Annotated in this window: 17 protein-coding genes and 1 riboswitch; of the genes, 12 read left to right on the top strand and 5 right to left on the bottom strand. The window is 48.9% G+C overall.

The genetic code is table 11. From position 1 onward, the window contains the following. The first annotated feature begins 2 nt into the window (after window positions 1-2). The gene (locus KTO58_RS17195; RefSeq protein ID WP_095838185.1) at window positions 3-1,205 is read left to right on the top strand and encodes a PQQ-dependent sugar dehydrogenase; all 1,203 of its coding nucleotides are present in this window, start codon (window positions 3-5) and stop codon (window positions 1,203-1,205) included. Window positions 1,206-1,433: 228 nt separating this feature from the next. Further along, entirely contained in the window at window positions 1,434-3,566 is a 2,133-nt protein-coding gene (locus KTO58_RS17190; protein ID WP_095838186.1) for a carboxy terminal-processing peptidase, read from the top strand. A 125-nt stretch (window positions 3,567-3,691) separates the two neighbouring features. Here KTO58_RS17190 and KTO58_RS17185 read toward each other — a convergent pair whose 3' ends face one another. Together KTO58_RS17185 and topA are read right to left on the bottom strand one after the other, a co-directional pair. After that, the gene (locus tag KTO58_RS17185; protein ID WP_095838187.1) at window positions 3,692-4,564 is read right to left on the bottom strand and encodes a transglutaminase-like domain-containing protein; all 873 of its coding nucleotides are present in this window, start codon (window positions 4,562-4,564) and stop codon (window positions 3,692-3,694) included. 166 nt (window positions 4,565-4,730) lie between these two features. Further along, window positions 4,731-7,085, bottom strand: a complete 2,355-nt coding sequence (topA, locus tag KTO58_RS17180) for a type I DNA topoisomerase (protein WP_095838188.1) — start codon at window positions 7,083-7,085, stop codon at window positions 4,731-4,733. A gap of 474 nt (window positions 7,086-7,559) precedes the next feature. On the opposite strand from topA, the gene KTO58_RS17175 reads away from it, so the two are divergent. From KTO58_RS17175 to KTO58_RS17160, 4 genes are all read left to right on the top strand, one after another. Beyond that, window positions 7,560-8,339 (top strand): Rossmann-like and DUF2520 domain-containing protein, encoded by a 780-nt coding sequence (locus KTO58_RS17175; protein WP_095838189.1) that lies wholly within the window; start codon window positions 7,560-7,562, stop codon window positions 8,337-8,339. Between the two features lie 87 nt (window positions 8,340-8,426). Continuing rightward, on the top strand, window positions 8,427-8,948 hold the full coding sequence (locus KTO58_RS17170) for a KdsC family phosphatase (protein WP_095838190.1): 522 nt from the start codon (window positions 8,427-8,429) through the stop codon (window positions 8,946-8,948). Window positions 8,949-9,054: 106 nt separating this feature from the next. After that, on the top strand, window positions 9,055-9,996 hold the full coding sequence (locus KTO58_RS17165) for a geranylgeranylglycerol-phosphate geranylgeranyltransferase (protein WP_225859803.1): 942 nt from the start codon (window positions 9,055-9,057) through the stop codon (window positions 9,994-9,996). After that, window positions 9,996-10,565, top strand: coding sequence for a Maf family protein (locus tag KTO58_RS17160; RefSeq protein WP_095838193.1), 570 nt, complete (start codon window positions 9,996-9,998; stop codon window positions 10,563-10,565). The genes KTO58_RS17165 and KTO58_RS17160 overlap by 1 nt, the downstream gene beginning before the upstream one ends. Window positions 10,566-10,673: 108 nt before the next feature. Here the strand turns inward: KTO58_RS17160 and KTO58_RS17155 are convergent, their stop codons facing one another. Both KTO58_RS17155 and KTO58_RS17150 read right to left on the bottom strand, forming a co-directional pair. Beyond that, window positions 10,674-11,855, bottom strand: coding sequence for a homoserine dehydrogenase (locus tag KTO58_RS17155; RefSeq protein ID WP_095838194.1), 1,182 nt, complete (start codon window positions 11,853-11,855; stop codon window positions 10,674-10,676). An 87-nt stretch (window positions 11,856-11,942) separates the two neighbouring features. Continuing rightward, window positions 11,943-13,121, bottom strand: coding sequence for a trans-sulfuration enzyme family protein (locus KTO58_RS17150; protein WP_095838195.1), 1,179 nt, complete (start codon window positions 13,119-13,121; stop codon window positions 11,943-11,945). Window positions 13,122-13,353: 232 nt separating this feature from the next. After that, a riboswitch (SAM riboswitch) is annotated at window positions 13,354-13,471 on the bottom strand. Between the two features lie 431 nt (window positions 13,472-13,902). Between KTO58_RS17150 and KTO58_RS17145 the strand changes: the two genes are divergently transcribed. Beyond that, window positions 13,903-15,189 (top strand): DUF2851 family protein, encoded by a 1,287-nt coding sequence (locus KTO58_RS17145; RefSeq protein ID WP_095838197.1) that lies wholly within the window; start codon window positions 13,903-13,905, stop codon window positions 15,187-15,189. Between the two features lie 123 nt (window positions 15,190-15,312). Here the strand turns inward: KTO58_RS17145 and KTO58_RS17140 are convergent, their stop codons facing one another. Then, window positions 15,313-15,720 carry an OsmC family protein gene (locus KTO58_RS17140; protein WP_095841523.1) on the bottom strand — a complete coding sequence of 136 codons (408 nt, stop codon included), beginning with the start codon at window positions 15,718-15,720 and terminating at the stop codon, window positions 15,313-15,315. 230 nt (window positions 15,721-15,950) lie between these two features. Here KTO58_RS17140 and KTO58_RS17135 point away from each other — a divergent pair, with 230 nt between their 5' ends. The 5 genes from KTO58_RS17135 to KTO58_RS17115 all read left to right on the top strand — a co-directional run bounded on the left by KTO58_RS17135 (window position 15,951) and on the right by KTO58_RS17115 (window position 21,988). After that, entirely contained in the window at window positions 15,951-16,802 is an 852-nt protein-coding gene (locus KTO58_RS17135) for a hypothetical protein (RefSeq protein WP_095838198.1), read from the top strand. A gap of 41 nt (window positions 16,803-16,843) precedes the next feature. After that, complete coding sequence (lipA, locus tag KTO58_RS17130) at window positions 16,844-17,740, top strand: lipoyl synthase (RefSeq protein ID WP_095838199.1); 897 nt, start codon at window positions 16,844-16,846, stop codon at window positions 17,738-17,740. A gap of 94 nt (window positions 17,741-17,834) precedes the next feature. Continuing rightward, window positions 17,835-19,175, top strand: coding sequence for a SecDF P1 head subdomain-containing protein (locus KTO58_RS17125; RefSeq protein ID WP_095838200.1), 1,341 nt, complete (start codon window positions 17,835-17,837; stop codon window positions 19,173-19,175). A 288-nt stretch (window positions 19,176-19,463) separates the two neighbouring features. After that, window positions 19,464-20,813: a TolC family protein gene (locus KTO58_RS17120; protein ID WP_095841524.1), complete on the top strand. Its 1,350-nt coding sequence runs from the start codon at window positions 19,464-19,466 to the stop codon at window positions 20,811-20,813. 20 nt (window positions 20,814-20,833) lie between these two features. Continuing rightward, window positions 20,834-21,988 (top strand): efflux RND transporter periplasmic adaptor subunit, encoded by a 1,155-nt coding sequence (locus KTO58_RS17115; protein WP_095838201.1) that lies wholly within the window; start codon window positions 20,834-20,836, stop codon window positions 21,986-21,988. Window positions 21,989-22,057: the final 69 nt, after the last annotated feature.

Raw genomic sequence — 22,057 nt, 5'->3', positions numbered from 1 at the left:
TTATGTTCGTTTTGCTGACCGGACCGTTTGTCAGCCAGGCCAATGGACCCGTTGATCCTGAGAAAACAGTTACACCTACTGCTGCACCACCTTACGAAGCGAAGTTGCAGCTGATCACTGATCGTATATTGTCTCCCGTTGCGTTGGGGGTACCGCGGGATGGTACGGGGCGAATATTTATTTGCCAGAAGGAAGGGAAGGTATGGATCATACAGGGAGGTAAGATGCTGACGACCCCTTTCCTGGATGTTAGTAATGAGATGGTGAAGATCAACCCTGGTTATGATGAGCGAGGGTTGTTAGGTATTGCATTTCATCCGCAGTTCAAGAGCAATCACAAGTTTTATGTGTACTACAGTGTGCCTTCTTCGCAGAAGGGGAGTAATCACAAGAGCCGTATTGCGGAGTTCACGGTATCTGCCGGTAATGGGAATGTGGCGGATGTACAATCCAAACGTATTGTAATGGAATTTGAGCAGCCGGAGTCTAACCATAACGGAGGGGATATTGTGTTTGGTCCGGACGGTTATCTGTATATCGCCAGCGGAGACGGTGGCGGTGGTGGTGACAAACACGGTACGATCGGCAATGGGCAGGATCTTAACACTTTGCTAGGTAAGATATTGCGTATTGACGTTAACGGTGTGCCGTATAAGGTGCCCCGTGATAATCCATTTGCAGGAAAGGAAGGGGTGAAGCCGGAGATATGGGCTTATGGGTTGCGTAATCCCTGGCGGATATCTTTTGACCGGGGTACCCAGCGATTGTTTGCCGGTGATGTAGGGCAGAACAAGTATGAGGAAGTGGATATTATCGTGAAAGGAGGTAATTATGGCTGGCGGATCATGGAGGGATACCATGATTTTAAGGTGCCGGCGGGTGCTGATAAGCGTAAACTGATCGCTCCTATTGATGAATATGACCATGACCTGGGTATCAGTATTACCGGAGGGTATGTGTATAGGGGGAAGGCATTGCCGGCGTTGAAGGGGAAGTATGTATATGGGGATTATAACGGTAAGACCTGGGTGCTGGTGCAGCATGGGAATAAATGGCAGCGGGAGGATCTGCAGTTGAGTGGTCGTCCTTCTCAAAGTCTGCAGATACTGAGTTGGGGGGAAGATGAGGCTGGTGAGTTGTATATGCTGACGAGTTCTTCTACCAGTAATGGTTTTGTGGGAGCTATATATAAGCTAGTGAAGTAGGGCGATGTGGAATGGTGGTTCTGGTCTGATTTTAGCAGCGTAATCGTGCCATAGGCACAAATGCCAGTTATTTTCGTTAATTTCAGCAGTTGTGTGCAAGGATAGGTGTTGCCCTGGTGCCTGCGAAAAGCGGAATACTCCGGCTAATGTTTTGTTAAAAGCGAGGCCTGTTCACCTAAGCGGTGTATTTATAGGTAAATTTGAAATATCAATGCTGAACATATGAGAATGAAAGTGATTATACCGGCCCTATTGCTAACTATATCTGCCGGCGTGCTGGCTTTTAGTAAGCTGGGTCATGCGGACGATCCTCCCGGCAAATACGAGGTGATCATGAACCTGGTAGGCCAGGTGTTGAAGGAGGGACATTATCAGCCAAAACCCATCGATGATGCCTTTTCAAAAGCTGTTTTTACGAAATATTTGAAGGACCTGGACTCGGAGAAGAAGTTTTTCCTGAAGAAGGATGTAGATAGTCTGGATGCATTGTCCACTCATATTGACGATGAGTTGAAGGGAGCACCGGTGGAATGTTTTACGGCTATCAACGGTGTTATCAAGCGCCGGATAGCGGAGGCGGCAGCTATCTATCCTGCTATTCTGAACCAGCCATTTGACTTTACGAAGGATGATAAGGTGGTGTTAGACCCTGACAAGCTGGATTATCCTGGGAGTGAGGATGCGCGTAAGGATGCCTGGTACAAGGTGCTGAAGTATCGTACACTGGAGAAGCTGACCGACCTGCAGGATATCCGTGATAAGGAAAAGGAAAAGGCGAAAGCGGGGACAACCCCTAAAACGGACGTGCAGCTGGAAGTGGAGGCCCGTGCGAAGGTGAAGCAGATATACGACCGTTACTTTGATCGTTTGAAGAACAAACAGGATGATAACGAACGTTTTAGCATGTACGTAAATGCTATTACTACTACGATGGACCCTCATACGGACTTTTTCCCACCGGTGGAGAAACGTTATTTCGAGGAGCAGATGTCTGGTAAATTCTTTGGTATAGGTGCACAACTGCGGGAAGAAGACGGTAAGATCAAGATCGTAAGTATTGTAACGGGAAGTCCCAGCTGGAAGCAAGGTCAGCTGAAGGCGAATGATGTGATCATTAAGGTAGCAGAGAAAGGGAAGGAGCCATTGGATATTACCGGTTATGCGGTAGATGATGCGGTAAAAGTGATCCGCGGTGCGAAGGGATCTACGGTGATATTGACGGTAAGAAGTGTGGATGGTACGGTGAAGGATGTGCCTATTGTACGTGACGAGATCGTATTGGATGAAACTTTTGCCAAATCGGCTATTATACAAGGAAAACACAAGATCGGTTATATCTACCTGCCGGAGTTTTATGCTGATTTCCAGGACAGGAATGGCGCCCGTTCCGGTGATGATGTAGCTAAAGAGATACAGAAGCTGAAAGCGGAGCAGGTGGAAGGTATTATTCTGGACCTTCGCTTTAACGGTGGTGGTTCTTTGCAGGATGTGGTGCAGATGGCAGGTCTCTTTATCCCAGAAGGCCCGGTGGTACAGGTGAGATCCCGTGGTGGCGAGAACGTGGTATTGCGTGATCGTGATAAGAATGTGCAGTATGATGGTCCGCTGGCGATTATGGTGAATGAGTTCAGTGCTTCGGCCTCTGAGATCATGGCAGCTGCTATGCAGGATTATAAACGTGCGGTGATCATCGGTAGTCCGACCACTTATGGTAAGGGTACTGTGCAGCGTATGCTGAACCTGGATGACCTGTTGCCCGGCAAGCTGGCTGACCTGGGGAGCCTGGGGGCTTTGAAACTGACCGTACAGAAGTTTTATCGTGCGAATGGAGGTTCTACGCAGCTGAAAGGCGTGTCTTCCGATATCGTATTACCAGACCCTTATTATGAAGTGGCTGAGCGTAAGGACAAGGATGCACTGGCCTGGGATGAGATCCCGAAGGCATCTTATACACCCTGGCATAGTCCGGTGAATGTAGATGCATTGAAAAAGAACAGTACACAACGTGTGAATAGTAGTGAGGCGTTCAAGATGGTGAATGAGAATATCAACACTTTGAAGAGCATTGAGAAGAAGGAATCTTATTCTTTGAATATGCAGACTTTTAAGGCGGAGCAGAAAGCAAATGCTGCTGCATTGAAGAAGTATGATGTGGCGAATGAGAAGATCAAGGAACTGAGTATTTCCAACCTGAAGATTGATTTGGACAAGTTGGGAGCAGATTCTGCCAAGATTGCGAGGAATAAGGATTGGATCAAGTTCAGGTCCAAGGATATCTACCTGGATGAGGCGGTGAATGTGATGAATGATTTGATCAATATGTCCGGGCCACACCTGAACAACAAAGCAGGTAACAGATAGTATACTACTCCTTTAGTATAAGTATAAGTCCGCTGCCGGTAACAGGCAGCGGACTTTTTTTGGCTTTATGCCAAATGCAGGCGGCTGATGGTATGAATAACGGGATGATCTGATCCGGGAGGGGATCAGGTAGAGAGGAGGTTGGCGAGATTCTGCAGTTCGTCTTGTTTGTAGGCATCTTTATCTTCCTGGAAACATTTGGAGAGTTCTTCCAGCAGGGTTTGTATGATGCGTTGGTTGGATTGTGGTTTATAGTAGGCCGGTATGGAGGGTACGGATACTCTTTTCAGGTAAGTTTCTACATCCTGGTGGGAGTAGATCTGGCCCTGAATGGGGTCTACGAAGAAGAGGATGCGGGCTTCATCTTCTGAGCCAGGCACATCGAAGTCGATGAAGGAGTCGAAGTAGGCCAGTATATATTGCCGGGGAATGTTGACGGCATATACGGGGAGATCGAGCATGGCGCAGAGGCTTTGGAAGATGATGCCATTGGTCAGGGGGTTTCCTTTTTTGGATTCCATGACCTGGTTGATAAAGAACTGGTTTTTGCGCAGATAGGAGATCTCTTCGCCTTTGAGGCCGAAGTAGTTATAGATCATGCTATTGAGTACGTTGACCTGTTCCAGTGGGGTGAGGTAGTTATTGAGTTCGAGCCAGATATTGCGTTTGATGCGTTCTATTTCGACCATGATCTGTGCGGATTGGAGGTCGGGGAACTGGTATCTGGCGGCGAGGATGGCTCCCTGAAGGAGTTCGGGTGATTCGGAGCGGCCCCATTGGCGGACGGCTACCTGGAGGTCCTGGTAGTGTACGCGATGTATGAGGAGTTCTATTCTTTCCTGTATGGATTCGTCTATGGTTGTTTCCCAGAGATGTTCGAGATTGGGGATAATGTCTTTCCCAAAAAGGAGGATCTTACTGGCTACGGTATCAAACACTTCCTGGTCCGGATCGTCCAGCAAATGGAATAAGGCGTTTATCTCTCTTGTTTCGTGCATGGTACTATATCAATGTGCAGCATATGCGGATGTGCAGCATCATACAGGGTGTATGGGTGCGCGTGAAAAGCGAATACTGCTATTAAGTTAACTATTAAAATCAACAAACGGAAATTCCAGCGGGCAGTATGGCTGCCTTTTCACGCGCGTATATTTGGCATATCGGTTATTCCGCTTTTTTCTTGCGGGCCGGTGCTTTTTTCTTTGGTGGGTTGGCTTTGACATCTTCTATGATGGCTTTGGCTTCTTCTACCGTTATTTCTGCTGCGTGATCTATTCTTTCCTTTGGTATTTTGAAGTTCCTGAGGCCCTGTTTGATGTAGGGGCCATATGGACCTTTAAGGATTTGTATTTTTTCTTTTTCGAATACTTTGATGGTACGTTCGTCTTTGGCCGTACGTTTTTCTACGATCAGCGGAGCTATTTCGTCGAGTTCTACTGTGTAGGGGTCCATTTCCTTTTTGAGGGAATAGAATTTTTTATCGTGTTGGGCGTACGGGCCGAAGCGGCCGATGTTGATTACGACGTCGGTGCCTTCGAACAAGCCGAGGTTGCGTGGCAGGCGGAATAGTTCCATGGCCTCTTCGAGGGTGATGGTTTCTATGCTCTGGGTAGCTTTCAGCTTGGCGAAGCGTGGTTTTTCCTCGTCGTCCACTTTACCGATCTGGATCATGGGGCCATAGCGGCCCATGCGGGCTACGATGGGTTTGCCTGTTTCGGCTTCTTCACCGAGGAGGCGTTCTCCTTTTACTCTTTCGGCATTCTCCAGGGTGTTTTCCACATCTTTATGGAAGGGCTGATAGAATTCGTTGAGCATTTTATTCCAGATCTTTTTGCCATGTGCTATTTCATCGAATTCTTCTTCGATTTTGGCGGTGAACTTATAGTCCATTACCTGGTCGAAGTATTGGTTGAGGAAGTCGGTGACGATCATTCCGAGGTCGGTGGGGAAGAGTTTGGACTTTTCGGCACCGGTATTTTCGGAATCGGTATGTTGAGAGATCTTGTCGTTTTTGAGGGTGAGGATGCGCAGGTCTCTTTTTACGCCCTCTTTGTCGCGTTTTTCTACGTAGTTACGTTTTTGAACGGTGGTGATAGTAGGCGCGTAGGTGGATGGGCGACCGATGCCTAGCTCTTCGAGTTTCTTTACCAGGCTGGCCTCTGTATAACGAGGGGCGGGGCGGGTAAATCGTTCGTTGGCTTTCATCTCTTTGAGTTCCAGGGCTTGTTTTACCTGCAGGGGAGGTAAAACGCCTTCCTGGCTATCTTCGTCATTTTCGTCTTCTTCGTCGCGGCCTTCCATGTATATTTTGAGGAAGCCATCGAATTTGAGGACTTCACCGCTGGCGGTGAGTTCTTCGTGGTTGGTAGAGATATCTATTTTGGCGATGGTCTTTTCCAGTTCGGCATCGCTCATCTGGCTAGCGATGGTACGTTTCCAGATCAGTTCGTAGAGTTTTTTGGTATCGCTGTCTTCTACGGTAGCATTTTCCATGTAGGTGGGGCGGATGGCCTCGTGTGCTTCCTGAGCGGATTCGTTTTTATTCTTGAACTTACGATGCTGGTGATATTTTTCGCCATAGTTATTATATATGGCGTTTTTGATATCGGTTTGCGCGGTCTCGGAGAGGTTTACCGAGTCGGTACGCATGTAGGTGATCTTACCGCTTTCATAGAGTTTCTGTGCCAGCAGCATGGTTTTGGAAACGCTGTAGCCGAGTTTGCGGCTGGCTTCCTGCTGGAGGGTGGAAGTGGTGAAAGGGGCTGCCGGGGATTTTTTGCCCGGTTTGATCTGTATGTCTTTTACGGAGTAGGCTGCTCCAACACATTGCTGGAGGAACTTTTCCGCATCTTCTACTGTTTTGAAGCGGGTGGGCCCTTCGGCTTTGAAGGTGATGGGCTTACCGTTGATATCTTTGGCGATAAAGAAGGCTTCTACTTTAAATGAGCTCACGGCGGTGAAGGCGTTGATCTCGCGTTCGCGTTCGACGATAAGGCGAACGGCTACGGATTGTACGCGACCGGCGGACAAGGAGTTGCGCATGCTCATTTTGCGCCATAGGACGGGGGATAGTTCAAAACCTACGATACGGTCGAGGATACGTCTGGCTTGTTGGGCGTTGACCAGGTTCATATCCAGGAGGCGGGGTTGCTGCACGGCTTTTTCGATGGCAGGTTTGGTGATCTCATGGAAAACGATACGTTTGGTATTTTCCGGGTCGAGGCCGAGTACCTCGCAGAGGTGCCATGAGATGGCTTCTCCTTCCCGGTCCTCATCCGTTGCGAGCCATACCTCATCGGTATCTTTCGCCAGTTTTTTGAGTTCCTTTACCACCTTTTCTTTGTCGTCAGGGATAATATATTTTGGCTTGAAGTTGTTCTGAATGTCAATACCCATGTCATCCTTCTCCAGGTCACGGATATGCCCGAAGCAGGATTTGACTTCAAAGTCTTTGCCCAATATTTTTTCTATGGTCTTAGCCTTTGCAGGTGACTCAACTATAACAAGGTTTTTTGCCATGAATGCCTTCTTTATTAGCTACTAGATACGCAAATTTTTAACAAAAAAGGGATTTGCGATTTATGCAAGTATATAAAAGTAGGTTGAGAATAAAAAATGAGGGGCAGGCAAGACATGGTGATTATTGCTAATATAGGATGTGCATGGGGGAGGAGTTATGGGAGTGGTGGATGAGGTGTAAGACATGCCCAGCGGGTATATTATATATATAATGGCGTGTGGGGTGGGGAGGGCGAACGGGGGTATATTATTTTTTCTGCCATACTGACACCCTTTTGCTGCCGGAATGTGTATGTGGGTATAAAAACCATAATGATTTATTATCCGTTAATAGTAAATTGCCGGATGGATATCCTGTTGAAAAACCGATGTTGGGGTGTTTATTTCCTACCTTTTTGATAATAAGACGACCATTCCTTTTATAATTTTGATCATCAACGAACCACTAATTTTGATCATTAACGAATCACGTATATGGATGTTGTTATAGTAGGTGCGGGCAATATAGCCCATTGTTACGGGCAATTGTTAAAGCTGCACGGGCATCAGATCGTGCAGGTAATGAGCCGGGATGCGGCGCATGCTACCCGGTTGGGGGAGGTGCTGAATGCTCGCTGGAGTACTGATCTGGCGGATATTAACATGGATGCAGACGCTTATATATTGGCGGTGAGTGATGCGGCTTTGCCGGTATTGAATGATACGTTGCGGTTGGGTAAACGGATTGTGGCGCATACGGCGGGGGCGGCACCATTGTCGGTGATCAGCAAGATATCTACGCATACGGGGGTAATGTATCCTTTACAATCGATCCGAAAGGAGTTGAAGAACTATCCGCCGATACCGGTGCTGCTGGAGGCCAGTAATGAGGAGACATTGCGGCGGATACAGCAGTTGGCGCAGAGTATTGCATCGCAGACGGCTGTGGTGGATTCGCGGCAGCGGTTGCAGTTGCATTTATCGGCGGTGCTGGTGAATAATTTTACGAATCATCTGATGGCGTTGGCGAAGTCGTATTGTGAGCGGGAGGGGCTGGATTTTTCGTTGCTGGCGCCTATTATACGGGAGACTTTTGAGCGGCTGGAGAAACATGCGCCGGAGCAGGTACAAACGGGGCCGGCATTGCGGCATGATGAGGCGACGATGGCGTTGCACCGGGATTTATTGGAGCAGGAACCTCATCTGCGGTTGATGTACCAGGTGATGAGTGACAGTATACAGGATTTTTATGCCCGTCAGCAGGCGGATGCTTAGGGAGGGGGTTGTCAAATTGATGGATAACGGATACTTTTGCGGCGGCCATGGGTTGCGAGGGAGCGCCTGTGGATCTAAAACGATCAGATGAACCTGCTTTCACTATTTAAGCCAATCAACACTTTTGTATTTGACGTAGACGGTGTGCTGACGGACGGCACGGTACAGTTGTTGCCCGGTGGGGAGTTGTCCCGGCGGATGAACATTAAGGACGGTTATGCTTTGCAGCTGGCGGTGAAGCGTCGTTACCGGGTGGTGGTGATCTCTGGTGGTAAGTCGGAGAGTGTGGTGCAGCGTTTGCAGGGATTGGGGATCACGGATATTTACATGGGGATTACGGATAAGCAGGAGAAGCTGGAGGAGTATGTGATTGCTCATGATCTGCGTTGGGATGAGATCTTGTTTATGGGGGATGATATACCTGATTACCGGCCGATGCAGCTGGTGGGGTTGGCTGCCTGTCCGGCGGATGCTGTTCCGGAGATCAAAAGTATCAGTCAATATATATCGCCGGTGACCGGGGGGCGTGGATGTGTGCGTGATGTGATCGAGAAGGTCCTGAAGTTGAACGGTGACTGGGTGATTGACGAGGGGATTGCTTCGAAGTAGACGATTGATTTATATATATTATCGGACATCTTTTGGCTATTGTGTGCCGGTGCCTGCCGGGGGCCAATAATTTTCTGCTTACATTTACGGTCAATTTTAGAAACCCATGAAGCTATTGACTGCTTTTTTCAAACTGATCCGATATCCTAACCTATTATATATAGCGCTTACCCAATTTTTACTGCAGTACTGTGTGATTGCGCCTGTGCTGATCCGCAACGGGGAGACGCCTTCGCTGACGCCGGTATCTTTTTCTTTATTGTGTCTTTCTACGGTGTTGGTGGCAGCGGCTGGTTATATTATCAATGATTATTTCGACATTAACATAGATATTGTCAACAAGCCGGATAAGATGGTACTGGATAAGATCATCAGCCGGCGTTGGGCGATGGCCTGGCATACGATCCTTAATATGGGAGGGGTGTCTTTGGGTTTTATTGTGGCGTGGCAGATCGGGCAAATTTACCTGGGTTTTACGCAGGTGATCTGTTCTTTGTTGTTATGGTTTTATTCTACTTCATTCAAGCGGCAGCCTTTGATCGGTAATGTCGTGATCTCTTTGCTAACGGCGTTGGCGGTGGTAGTGGTTGGTTTTTATGAGAAGCAGATATATGAAACTTTCGAGGCGATATTATCGCATGTGGGGGGGAAGCTGATCAAGATCATCGGGGTGTATGCGACGTTTGCTTTTATCATGTCGATGTTGCGGGAGGTGGTGAAGGACTTGGAGGATATGATAGGGGATAGTAAGGACGGGTGTCGTACGGTTCCTATTGTGTGGGGAGTTGATCCGGCGAAGCAGCTTTGCAAGGCGCTTGTTATTCTGGCGGAGTTATTGATACTGATTGTACAGATCAAGGTATGGGGGCCGGGTTGGTATTGGGCGGTATTGTATTTGTTGTTGTTTGTGCAGGTGCCATCGGCGTATGCCTGGGTATTATTGAAAAGAGCGCATTTGCCGGCGCATTATCATAAGGTTAGTTCGTTGGTGAAGCTGATTATGCTGACGGGAATTTTATCTATGATCTTCTTTAAAATCATATTGTAATGTATACAGGACGACCTATCATATTAGCGTCACAGTCGCCCCGGCGTAAGCAGTTGCTGGAGCAGGCGCAGGTACCTTTTACGGTGAAGGTGGTAGCTACGGAAGAGACTTATCCTGACGGGATGGAGATTGCGGAGGTGCCGGTACATATTGCGCGTCATAAGGCGCTGGCGGTATCGGCTCTTTGTGATGCGAACGATGTGATATTGGCGGCGGATACGGTGGTTGTGCTAGATCATACGATCATCGGGAAGCCGAAGGATGAGGCGGATGCGATCCGGATATTGAGTGCATTGAGCGGGCGTACGCACCGTGTCGTAACGGGTGTGGTAGTACGTGCAGGGGAGGAGGAGCGATCTTTTTCGCAGACGACGGAAGTGTATTTCAATGAGTTGACGATGGAGCAGATTGTTTATTATGTAAAGGAGTATCAGCCATTTGATAAGGCTGGTGCGTATGCGATACAGGAGTGGATCGGTGCGGTGGGTATTGCGGGTATCAACGGTTGCTTCTACAATGTGATGGGATTGCCGATCAGTAGTGTTGTGGCATTGCTGGAGGGGAGGTAGGCACGGGTACGGGATATACCATAGTATTAAAAATAAGTAAGGATTGCTGCATACGAAGATGCGGCAATCCTTTTTTTATGGTTGGTGATTGAAAAATGCGAAACGGTATTATTCGAGCACCAGCAGGTTGACATCTTTATTTTTGAGCCAACCGGAGGATTTTAATTTTTCGAGATTGATGATACCTACTACGTAGCGGTATTCGGGTGATTCATATTTTTCGGAGATGCTGTAGAAGGCGGTGAGGTCTACCTGGTCCGGTGTTTTGTAGCGGAGGTATATTTTGAGTTGTACGTCGTTGGTGAACGCCGGTTGGTTAGACTGTTTGATCTTTTTGTATTCGTAGCGGTAGTTGTAGAGCAGTGCGGAGATATCGGACAGTACGGCGCTGCCGGTGGCGGTACCTCCTGCTCCTTTGCCTACGAAGAACTGTTTGTCGGTGAAGGCGCTTTCGAGGAGGATGCCATTGTACTCATTGTACACATCATAGAGGAGGTTGTGTTCTTTTATGAGATGTGGGAGTACGTATGCGAATACGTTGCCGTTCTGGCGGCGGCAGTTACCGATCAATTTGATGGTAGAGCCACGTTGGCGGGCGAATTGTATATCGAAGTCGTTGAGGTGGTGGATACCGAAGTTGAATACTTCTTCGGGTTTGACGAAGGTGCCGAAGGCGTGGAGGAGGAGGATAACGATTTTAAATTTGGGATCGTATCCTTCTATGTCGAGGGTTGGGTCTGTTTCGGCGAATCCTTTGTCCTGTGCTTGTTGCAAGGCTGTTTCGAAGCTGAGATTTTCCTCGAATATTTTGGTAAGGATGTAGTTGGTAGAGCCATTGCAGATGCCTTCTACGGCGTTGAGCAGGTCATTATCGTAGTATTCTTCCAGGTTGCGGATAATGGGTATACTGGCGCAGCTGGAGGCTTCGTAGAGGAAGGGTACTTTATTTTCGACCTGAAGTTGGTATAGTGCCGGGAGGTTTTCGGCGATCATCCGTTTGCTGGCGCTTACTACGGCTTTACCATTACGGAGGGCAGTGCTAACGATCTCGAAAGCTGCGTCGGTTTCATTGATGAGTTCTACTACTACATCGATGGTAGGATCCTGGAGGATCTCATTTTTATCGGTGGTAAAGTAGCTCATGTCAATAGGGCGGGGTTTGTTAGGATCTTTGATACATATTTTTTTGATACGTGCATTGATTCCTTTGGTCCTGTTAAGTACTTCGTAGAGGCCTTGTCCGACGCAACCGAATCCGAAAATTCCCAGATTGATGATCTTGTTTTCCATACTTGTTTTAAAACTTGATTTTATACGTAACGTGCTTTGGGCATCTGTTGTGGATGCTGAAGGCCGGCGTTTTGTACGGCTATTGCCTTATTGTAATACTGTCATTTGTTTGCCTGCCGGATGATTGAGTTTGTCGAGTGCCTGTCTGAGGTCGTTGATGAGGTCATCAGCATCTTCGATGCCTATGGACAGGCGTATACAGGAGTCTTGCAGTCCTGTTTTTTTGCGAAACTCTTCCGGGATATTTCTGTGGGTCATGGTGACCGGGTGATCGAGCATGCTTTTGACGCCGCCGAAGCTTTCTGCTAGTTTGAATAGTTTGGTGGCGTTGACGATGCGGATCGCGTTTTTGATGTTATCATTTTTCAAGGTGAAGCTCACCAGTGCGCCGTATTGTTTTTGTTGTTTGCGGGCGATGTGGTGGTTTTTATGTGTGGGCAGGCCCGGGTAGTAGACTTTATCTACGAGTGGGTGAGCTGCGAGCCAGTTGGCGATGGTGGTGGCGTTGCTGCATTGTTTATCGAGGCGGAGGCAGAGTGTTTCTATTCCTCTGATGGTGAGCCAGGCTTCGAAAGGGCTGAGGATGCTACCGGAGATGTTCTGGTTGTATCTCAGCTGGTCTGCCAGCGGTTTGCTGTTGACTACTACGAGGCCGGCTATAACGTCGGTATGGCCGGCGAGGTATTTGGAGGCGCTGTGCAGCACGATATCGGCGCCTAGTGGGATGGGTTGGAGTAGTAGCGGTGTGCTGAGGGTGTTATCTACTACCAGGAGGATATCGTGTTGTTTGGCGATTTTGCTAATGGATTTGATATCTGAGATACGCAGGGTCGGGTTGGTGGGTGATTCCAGCCAGATGATGCGTGTGCGCGGGGTGATGGCCGCGAGTACTTTATCGAGGTTGCTGGTATCTACGAAGTTGACTTTGATACCGAAGCGTTCGAACATGTGGTTGAACATCTGGAAGATGCCGCCATAGGTATCTTCTACGGCCATGATCTCATCGCCGGATTTGAGTAGTTTGAGTACAGCATCGATGGCAGCCATGCCGCTGGCGAAAGCGAATCCGGCGTAGCCTTCTTCGAGTCCGCATATGATGTCTTCGAGTACTTTTCTCGTGGGGTTATTGGCCCTGGAGAATTCGAAGCCTTTGTTGATGCCCGGCGATTCCTGGACGAAGGTGGAGCTCTGGTAAATTGGTACTGAGATCGCGCCTGTCAGTTCGTCGACGGGGATGCTGTGAATGAGTTGCGTCGCTGTTTTCACCGTTCACTGATTTTAGTAGGTTATACTGTGGTTGATGTTGGCATCCGGGGGCTTGTATGGTGTGGGCCTGGCCGGTATTGCAAGCTTATTACAATATAACAAATTCGGCAGATCATTGCACGACAAACATTATCCAGATCGGGTGGGGAGGGGGGGAGCGGGCATAAAAAAGGCCCTTCCTGGTGTTGGAAGAGCCTTTAAGTATTTTTATACATGAAGAGTAATCTCTGCCAACTTATCTATCTCTGGTATTGCTACCGGAGCCGGAATTAGCACCTTTTCCTGTTGTGTGAACAAGATGGTTGCTAAGGCATCGCAGGGCCAAGTCCCTCCGCCTTTCTGGATAAGTCTTGTGTAAGAACTGGGTGCAAAGGTAACAGTAGTTTGACGAGAATTCCAAATACTCGGGGAAAAAGAAATATCCGGAAATACTTATTGGTTTGAAAATCATGAGGTTGTACACTGGTTGCTTATAGGATGTATAAGTGTTGTATAAGCGTTGTATAAGTGTTCTATATCCAATCTATATCCAACCTATAGTGATTGTATAGGTGATCTATATGTTTTGTATATCGATGCTATAGGTAGCTATATGCTTTGCTTACAGGATGATTATACGAATGCTATAGGAATGATACAGGAGAGCTATAGGGAAGGTGGAGGTGAGGATTAAGCGTGGATAAAAAAGGCAGGCGGATTAACATTTGCGAGGCGAATTTTTTTGTTTATTTGTTTTGTTTGAGAAAAACTGATTCGTAACCCCTGAAAATCAAATAATAAGATGATCTCCGTTGGCCCCGGATGTACGGAATCGCTGCTGCAGCATATCTGGCAGTTCCGATTGTATAATGCTATTTCGTTGGAGACGACGGCTGGTGAGCCGGTGGATGTATTGCATCCGGGTGTTCGTAACCGTGATGCGGGTCCGGACTTTACGTCGGCGCGGGTTCGTATAGGGGCTGCGTTGTGGGCGGGGCAGGTGGAGTTGCATATGCGGACATCGGACTGGTACCGGCATGGGCATCAGTATAACCGGCAGTATGACAGTGTGGTATTGCATGTAGTGTTGGAGCATGATATGGCGGAGGTGGACCGGCTGGGGATACCCTGTGTGGAGTTGGGGCAGCGGATACCGTTACGGGTGTGGCAGCGGTATGAGCAGTTGTTGACGACGATGGATCGGTTGCCTTGTGCGTGGGGTGCGGCGAAGGTGCCGGCGTTGACGTGGCAGAGCTGGAAGGAGCGGTTGCTGGCGGAGCGTTGGGAGCGGAAGACGCAGATGTTCCAGGCGTGGTTGCTGCATACGAGGTATAACTGGGAGGAGGTTTGTTTTTGGGCGGTGGCGCAGGGGTTGGGGGTGCCGGTGAATGCGTTGCCTTTTTTGCAGCTGGCGCAGTCGTTGCCGCATACGTTGCTGATGCGTCACCGGGGGAACCTGTTGCAGCTGGAGGCGTTATTGTTCGGGCAGGCGGGGATGTTGCATGCGGGGTTAGCATCGGGGTATCCGCAGCAGTTGTATGAGGAGTACAGTTATCTGCGTCATAAGTATTCGCTGGAGCCGATGGAGGCGTATCGCTGGAGGTGGTTGAGGATGCGGCCTTCGGCGTTTCCGAGTATGCGTATTGCTATGTTGGCGGCGTTGTTACACGGGCCTTCTCATTTATTTTCCCGGATATTGGAAGCGGGTGATATAGGGGTGTTGGAGCGATTGTTTACAGTGCCCTTGTCGGCTTACTGGCAACAGCATTACCGGTTTGATACGGAGGATGGGCGTACGCGGCAGCCGGGCAGGACTGCGATCCACAATATCCTGATCAATACGGTATTGCCTTTATTGTATCTGTATGGGCAGGAGAAAGCGCAGCGGTATTACCAGGAGCGGGCATTGCAGTTGCTGGGGCAGTTGCCGGCGGAGGAGAACCGGGTGGTGCAGGTATGGGAGGAGGCTGGCATCGGGGTACGTACGGCGTTGGATACGCAGGCGTTATTGCAGCTGAAGCAGCATTACTGTGATGAGAAGCGATGTTTGGCGTGTGCGGTAGGGGCGAAGTTATTACGGGAGGAGTGAGGTGGCGGAGGGTTGCTGACAGGGGGAGGTGGGCGGTGCTGAGACGAGGGTAGGATTGGTTGTGTGTGGATGGGAGTAGATTGCCAGACCAACTGGTGGGCTGGTCTGGCGGGATGATTTTTCTTACCAATTGAAGGTAACATCCTGTATGATATCGGGATGGATGCTTTTAGCTACGGGGCAGTTGAGTGCGGCTGTTTCCAGTATTTTTCTTTCTTTTTCGCCCAGGTTGTGGCCTGTGGGAAAATCGATGACTACTTTGAGCTGCGTGATACGGCGCGGGTCTGTTCCCATTAATTTAAGAACGCCGACTTTGGTACCTTCCAGCTGCCATTTATGCTGGTTGGCGGTGATGCCCATGATGGTGACCATGCAGGTGCCTAGTGCGGCGGCTACGAGGTCGGTTGGGGAGAATCGTTCTCCTTTGCCGTTGTTGTCTACCGGGGCATCTGTTTCGATGGTGGTTTGGCTTTTAACGTGTGTGGCGGTGGTCCTGAGTTGTCCGTTGTATACAATTTCGGCTGTTTGCATGGCTGTGATGTTTTTTTCGGGAGGTAAAGTAACTATATTTCTGTTAAATGCTATGGCCATGAGGGGGAGTGGGAAAAATCTTGTAGGTTTGTAGGCAGCCGTGTAACAATAGCGTAAAACCGGCGTTTATATATTAGCCTTTCCCGGTACATCATAGTTATGTTTTGGTGGAAGCGGATTTATTAATCACAATCTGAAGTAATATATTTGATATATAATAGCCCATTACTGTGAAAAAAATACAATTATTCTTCCTTTTATTATTGATTGGTGGCGGTCTGCAGGCGCAGTCTTCGCGTACATCCTCTAAAGAAGCCAAGCGGGAGGAGAAAGAGCAACGGCGGTTAAAGCGTATATCCCTGTTTAAGGAGCGGGAGGAAGGTGATAATGTGTTTGAGCGGGAGTGGTCTTTGGGTGCCCGGTTGAATACGGACGGGTATGGTGGATTTTTTGAGTTGGGTTATCGTAAGACGAGAGAGAAGGTGACCTATTTCCAGTTTGAGTTGATGGAGAAGAAACATCCGAAGGAGGATCGTAAGCCGGGGGATTTCCGGGGAGTGGATGGATTTGGGTATGTGTATACGGAGCGTCCTTATATTTTTGGCAAGCAGAACAATTTTTACCAGGCTAAGTTTGGTATAGGTCAGCGCCGGTTGATAGGTGGAAAGGGGAATAAGAACGGGGTGGAAGTGAGTGGTGTATATTACGGAGGTATATCTGTGGGGTTGTTGAAGCCTTATTATGTGATGGTGCAGGACCCTTTGAATCCCCGGGAGACGAAGTCGATCAAATATGGTATGAGTCCGTTGTATGACGGGGTGTTCCTGTCCCGGCAGTCTATCATTGGTGGTGCCGGATTTGGCAAGGGTTGGGGAGAGTTGTCGGTGGTACCGGGATTGCATGCGAAAACGGGTATACGGTTTGACTGGGCCCGGTTTAACGAGATCGTCAGTGCGCTGGAGGTGGGTGTGAATGCGGAGTATTATACGAAGAAGGTGCCTATTATGGCATTGATCGATAATAAGCAGTTTTTCTTTAATGCATATGTGAGCCTTCAATTTGGTAAACGCTGGAATAAGTAGGAGAAGTAGTAACTTTGTTAGTCTAAAGAAAGGAATAAGCGATGCAAGAATTACCCGTAATAGCCGCAGAGCCGGCGAGCGCCAGGGTAAAGAAGCCTGACTGGTTGCGCGTAAAACTACCGATCGGTGAAAGTTACAAGCAAGTAAGGAACCTGGTTGATACACATAAATTACATACGATCTGCGAGAGCGGAAACTGTCCGAATATGGGAGAGTGCTGGGGAGCTGGTACGGCGACCTTCATGATCCTGGGAAACATTTGTACACGCAGCTGTGGTTTCTGCGCGGTAGCGACGGGCCGTCCTGAGGCGGTGGATTGGGATGAGCCGCAGCGGGTAGCGGAAGCTATTTACTTGATGAAGGTAAAACATGCGGTATTGACTTCTGTAGACAGGGATGAGCTGAAAGACGGTGGTTCTATCGTCTGGGCGAATACCATTAAAGCTATCCGTGCCTTAAATCCTGAGACTACGCTGGAGACCCTGATCCCTGATTTCAGAGGGCAATGGGAGAACCTGGCAAGGATCATTGAGGTAGCACCGGAGGTGGTGTCTCATAACCTGGAGACGGTAGAACGTTTGACCAAACAGGTGCGTATACAGGCTAAATATCATCGTAGTCTGGAGGTGATCCGCCGGTTGAAGGAAGGCGGTATGCGTACCAAAAGTGGTATCATGCTTGGATTGGGAGAGACGAAGGAAGAGGTGGTACAGGCGATGCAGGATCTGTATGACAATGGGTGTGATGTAGTGACCCTGGGCCAGTACCTGCAACCTACGCCGAAGCACCTGCCGGTGATCCGTTTTGTACATCCAGATGAATTTGCGGAATTGCGCGAGATCGGTTATGCAATGGGGCTGGACTATGTAGAATCTGGTCCGTTGGTGAGGTCTTCTTACCATGCTGAAAAACATATTTTCAGCGGCAGAAACAAGTAAGTATAGTATTACGTTTAATAATCGATAGAAATCCAGCCTTCGAGTAAGGCTGGATTTTTTTATTTATATGCAACGGAGGTACTGCATTATTTTTTTGCTGTTATATATCCTGGTGGCCGGTTGCGGGCAGCAGCAGCGGTCTGCGCCGGTGCTGGACCGTTTTTCTGTGCGGTGGCCGAAGGCATTGCGGTTGCAGCCTGCTATGCAGCATGTGAGTAAGGATTCCCATCATATACAGACCCGGTGGGTGAGTGGTGAAGGGCCGATGGCGGGAGAGCAGGTATCGGTGGTATTGCGGCAGACGGTGAAGGGGTTGGACAGTACGGGGTTGCGGACGGTGGTGGCGCGGTTGTATGCACAGGCGTTGAAGGAAAATTCCAGTGCGGTGCCTGTATATCTGGAGCAACGGGAGCAGGGAGGGTATCCATATGTACTTTTTAAGGTGGAGTATGACGCGGCCAGCGGAGAGCGTACGCCAGCTACGCTGTATTATATCATGGATGGGGAGACTTCCCGTCATATTCTGAGTGTGACGGTGCCTCAGCCGAGGTTAAGCCTGTCGACGACGTTGCGGTGGGCGAATATTTTCAAGGGTCGTCATTTTGTGCCCGGCCAGTTGAATACGGTGACCTATACGCTGGTTGCTTCGGATGGGCGGTCGTTGACGGTAGCTGAGCAGGACAGTATCCGCCGGGTGGTGTTGCATCGTTTTGGAGGGACGCCGGTAAAAATTGGACCGCAGGATATACACGTGCAAGGCGATAACGTATGTATTACGATGCGTGGCCGGTTTGATACGTTGGCTGCTCGGGAGTTGCTAGAGCGTAATGCTGGTATTGTCGTGTTGCCGGTGGCGGATAGTACAGGGAGGTGGTTGCAGCAGGCGGATGCTGTATTGAGGCGGCAGCGGCTGGGGGTGGTATCGCCTCTGATTATTGCGGAGCAGGGCAGTTGGCCGGCAGTGAGTGGATGGATACATACGGAAGATACTGGGCGGGTATTATCATTATTGCGGGTGGCGTTACCTGCTATTGGGTTGACGAGGAGAGTGTCTGTGCAGTTGGGGGAGGCGGATGAGGGGCCTGCGGCCTGGGCGATGTACTTGCTGGATACCTCGAAGGTGATATTAGGTAATCAGGACATTGCGGGTTGTGTGATGGTGGAGGGGCAGGATGATGCCAGTACGATGACTTTATCGTTGACGGTGGCGGGTGCGGGTAAACTGGCAGATCATACCCGCGAGCATATAGGACGTTTTATGGCGGTATCTGTGAATGGGCAGGTGATAGCGGCGGTGCGTATCATGGATGTGAGCAAGGGGCGCCATTTGGCGGTTTCCGGTGATTTTGCGGTGGCGTCGGCGGGGAGACTGGCGAGGCAGATTGCATATCCCTATCCGTTGGCGTTGAGGGTAACGGGAGTGGCGGTACGGTGATGGGCCAGATAAAGCGGGAGAACTGTACCGTTTGTGTAAATTAACACTAATTAACAGTCGTGGAATCTGGTGTAGAACCTATTGATTTAGAACTAGTGAAACCTTTACTGTGCTTTGTTTGTGTGCGCTAAAATTTTAGCAGAAATAGACATATTCCAGGTAAGTTATAGATAATAACTATAAAGGGCAGTAAGAAAGTTAACCGAGTTGACTATATCTTTGCCGCTCAAATAGCCTCTTTTCTTTTCAGATTGGTTTAATGAAGATTTGATTGTCCAAATGTCTTTTATGAAAACATTATTCAGTGTGACGACTGCCATTGTGATGTTCCTAACCGCGGGGCTTGCATACGGGCAGCAAACGTCAGATTCTCTTTTAACCAGGGCAACTTTACAGGACTGTATTCAGTATGCCCTGTCCCACCAGCCTGTGGTCCGGCAATCCCAGATTGATGAAACCATTACGGAGCACAGTATCAAGAGTAAGTTAGCAGACTGGTATCCTCAGATTGGGTTGGATTATAACCTGCAGCACTATCTGGAGCTGCCGACTTCTTTGTTTCCGGATGCGAATGGTGTAAGGCGACCGGTACAGATCGGGGTGTCTAATACTTCTGCGGCGTTGTTTACGTTGAACCAGAACATATTCAACCGGGATCTATTGTTGGCGAACCGTACGGCGAGGGACGTACGTAAGCAGGTACGTCAGACCACGGAGAGTAACAAGATCGATGTGATCTCCCAGGTGAGCAAGTCCTATTATGATGTGTTGTTGTCGCAGAAGCAGATGGAAGTGATAGAGGCGGATATTATTCGTCTGGAGCGTAGTCTGAAGGATGCTTATAATCAATACCAGAGTGGTGTGGTAGATAAGATTGATTATAAGCGGGCTACGATTGCATTGAACAATGCGAAGGCGCAGCGTAAGAGTGCGCAGGAGCAGATTGTGGCGAAGCAGGTGTATCTGCGTGAGTTGATGGGGTATCCTGCATCGGCGACGAGTTTACCATTAGTATATGATACGGTTGGTATAGAGTCGAGTGTGCTGATGGGAGATACGTCTATGGGAGTAAGTTATGATAAACGAATTGAGTATCAGTTGTTGGAGACCCGTCGCACGTTATTAGAGGCTGACCTGCGGTATAATAAATGGAGTTTTCTGCCCACGTTATCAGCGTTTATCAACTATTCTTTCAACTACCAGGATGACAAGTTCAGCAAGTTGTATAACCAGAACTATCCCAGTTCGCTGGCAGGTTTGAAGATCTCGTTGCCGATATTCCAGGGTTCGAAGCGGATACATAATATCCGTCAGGCGGAGTGGCAGCTGCGTCGTGTAGATTATGATTTTTATGCGTTGAAGAATCGTATCAATACGGAGTATTCGCAGGCGCTGGCGGCATATCGCAGTAATTTGAATGACTATACTACATTGAAGGAGAATGTGACGGTGGCGCAGGATGTGTATAATCTGATAGAGATGCAGTATAAGGAAGGCGTAAAGACTTACCTGGACGTGATCATTTCACAGACGGATCTGCGTAGTGCACAGCTGAATTATTTCAATGCTATGTACCAGGTATTATCGAGCAAGATAGATCTACAGAAAGCGCAGGGTTCATTAACTGCTAATTATTAAAAAAGGTAACCGGATCGGATATGAAAATACAGCAACACATTGTACCTATTTATGCATTAGGCCTGCTGACGTTAGCGGCCTGTAAAGGACCCGCTGCGAAACAGGCGATGGTCTTTCCACCTACACCAGTTAACCTGACGGAGGTGACGGTGGGCAATGCCATTTATTATGATAAATATCCTGCCACGGTGGTGGCATTGAACCAGGTAGAGCTGCGTTCACAGGTAAGCGGATATATCACCGGTATCTTTTTTAAGGAAGGTGAGGTAGTGCAGAAGGGGAAGCCCTTGTATGAGATAGACCGTCGTAAGTATGAGGCGGCATCGCGTCAGGCGGAGGCTAATATTGCCAGTGCCCGTGCGAATTTTACGAAAGCGAAGAAGGATGCGGACCGTTATAACCGTTTGGCGGAGCAGGATGCGATTGCGCGTCAGACGCTGGACAATGCGGAAGCTGCGTTGGAGACTACCCGTAGTTCGTTGGCAGCGGCAGAGGCTAGTTTGCTGGCAGCGCGTACTGATCTGGACTATTCTTTGATCCGTGCGCCATTTACTGGTCGTATCGGTATTTCGCAGGTGAAGTTGGGAGCGCAGGTGAGTCCTGGTAATACCTTATTGAACACTATTTCGAGCGAGCATCCTATTGCGGTGGATATTGTGGTGAATGAGATCGATCTGTCGAGGTTTTCGAAGATGCAGGGTAAGACGATTGCGGACGGGGATTCTACTTTCCGCCTGATATTACCTAATGGTACTCCTTATGCGCACGGTGGCCGTATTGGGGCTATTGACCGTGGGGTGGATGTACAGACGGGGACTATACGTGTACGTATCGAGTTCAACAATCCTGATAATGAGTTGGTGTCTGGTATGAGTTGTGTGTTGCAGGTATTAAACGATCAGTCCGGCGACCGTATCATTATTCCTTACAAAGCGGTAGCTGAGCAGATGGGTGAGTTCTTTGTATTTGTGGCCAAAGATTCTGTTGCGGAGCAGCGTAAGGTGATACTGGGACCAAGACTGAGAGAGCGTGTGGTGGTGATGGATGGTCTGCAGCAAGGGGAGAAGGTGATCGTAGAAGGTTTCCAACGTCTGCGTGATGGTGGTAAGATCCAGATCGGTATACCTCCTCAGCAGGGGCCAGGAGCTCCCGGAGCGCCCGGTGGTAAGAAGTAGGGAATGACCTGCGAAGTCCAGATATAAGAAGGGGTATTTCCTTTCACCCATTAAAAGAATCATTAGAAG

It is taken from the genome of Chitinophaga pendula, assembly GCF_020386615.1.
GTDB lineage: Bacteria > Bacteroidota > Bacteroidia > Chitinophagales > Chitinophagaceae > Chitinophaga > Chitinophaga pendula.
This window is presented reverse-complemented; position numbering and strand designations above follow the sequence as displayed.

Excerpts from the sequence above, each read along its gene's own strand:
- KTO58_RS17195 (WP_095838185.1), top strand. The coding sequence starts at position 3 with ATGTTCGTTTTGCTGACCGGACCGTTTGTCAGCCAGGCCAATGGACCC.
- KTO58_RS17190 (WP_095838186.1), top strand. The coding sequence starts at position 1,434 with ATGAAAGTGATTATACCGGCCCTATTGCTAACTATATCTGCCGGCGTG.
- KTO58_RS17185 (WP_095838187.1), bottom strand. The coding sequence starts at position 4,564 with ATGCACGAAACAAGAGAGATAAACGCCTTATTCCATTTGCTGGACGAT.
- topA (WP_095838188.1), bottom strand. The coding sequence starts at position 7,085 with ATGGCAAAAAACCTTGTTATAGTTGAGTCACCTGCAAAGGCTAAGACC.
- KTO58_RS17175 (WP_095838189.1), top strand. The coding sequence starts at position 7,560 with ATGGATGTTGTTATAGTAGGTGCGGGCAATATAGCCCATTGTTACGGG.
- KTO58_RS17170 (WP_095838190.1), top strand. The coding sequence starts at position 8,427 with ATGAACCTGCTTTCACTATTTAAGCCAATCAACACTTTTGTATTTGAC.
- KTO58_RS17165 (WP_225859803.1), top strand. The coding sequence starts at position 9,055 with ATGAAGCTATTGACTGCTTTTTTCAAACTGATCCGATATCCTAACCTA.
- KTO58_RS17160 (WP_095838193.1), top strand. The coding sequence starts at position 9,996 with ATGTATACAGGACGACCTATCATATTAGCGTCACAGTCGCCCCGGCGT.
- KTO58_RS17155 (WP_095838194.1), bottom strand. The coding sequence starts at position 11,855 with ATGGAAAACAAGATCATCAATCTGGGAATTTTCGGATTCGGTTGCGTC.
- KTO58_RS17145 (WP_095838197.1), top strand. The coding sequence starts at position 13,903 with ATGATCTCCGTTGGCCCCGGATGTACGGAATCGCTGCTGCAGCATATC.
- KTO58_RS17140 (WP_095841523.1), bottom strand. The coding sequence starts at position 15,720 with ATGCAAACAGCCGAAATTGTATACAACGGACAACTCAGGACCACCGCC.
- lipA (WP_095838199.1), top strand. The coding sequence starts at position 16,844 with ATGCAAGAATTACCCGTAATAGCCGCAGAGCCGGCGAGCGCCAGGGTA.
- KTO58_RS17120 (WP_095841524.1), top strand. The coding sequence starts at position 19,464 with ATGAAAACATTATTCAGTGTGACGACTGCCATTGTGATGTTCCTAACC.
- KTO58_RS17115 (WP_095838201.1), top strand. The coding sequence starts at position 20,834 with ATGAAAATACAGCAACACATTGTACCTATTTATGCATTAGGCCTGCTG.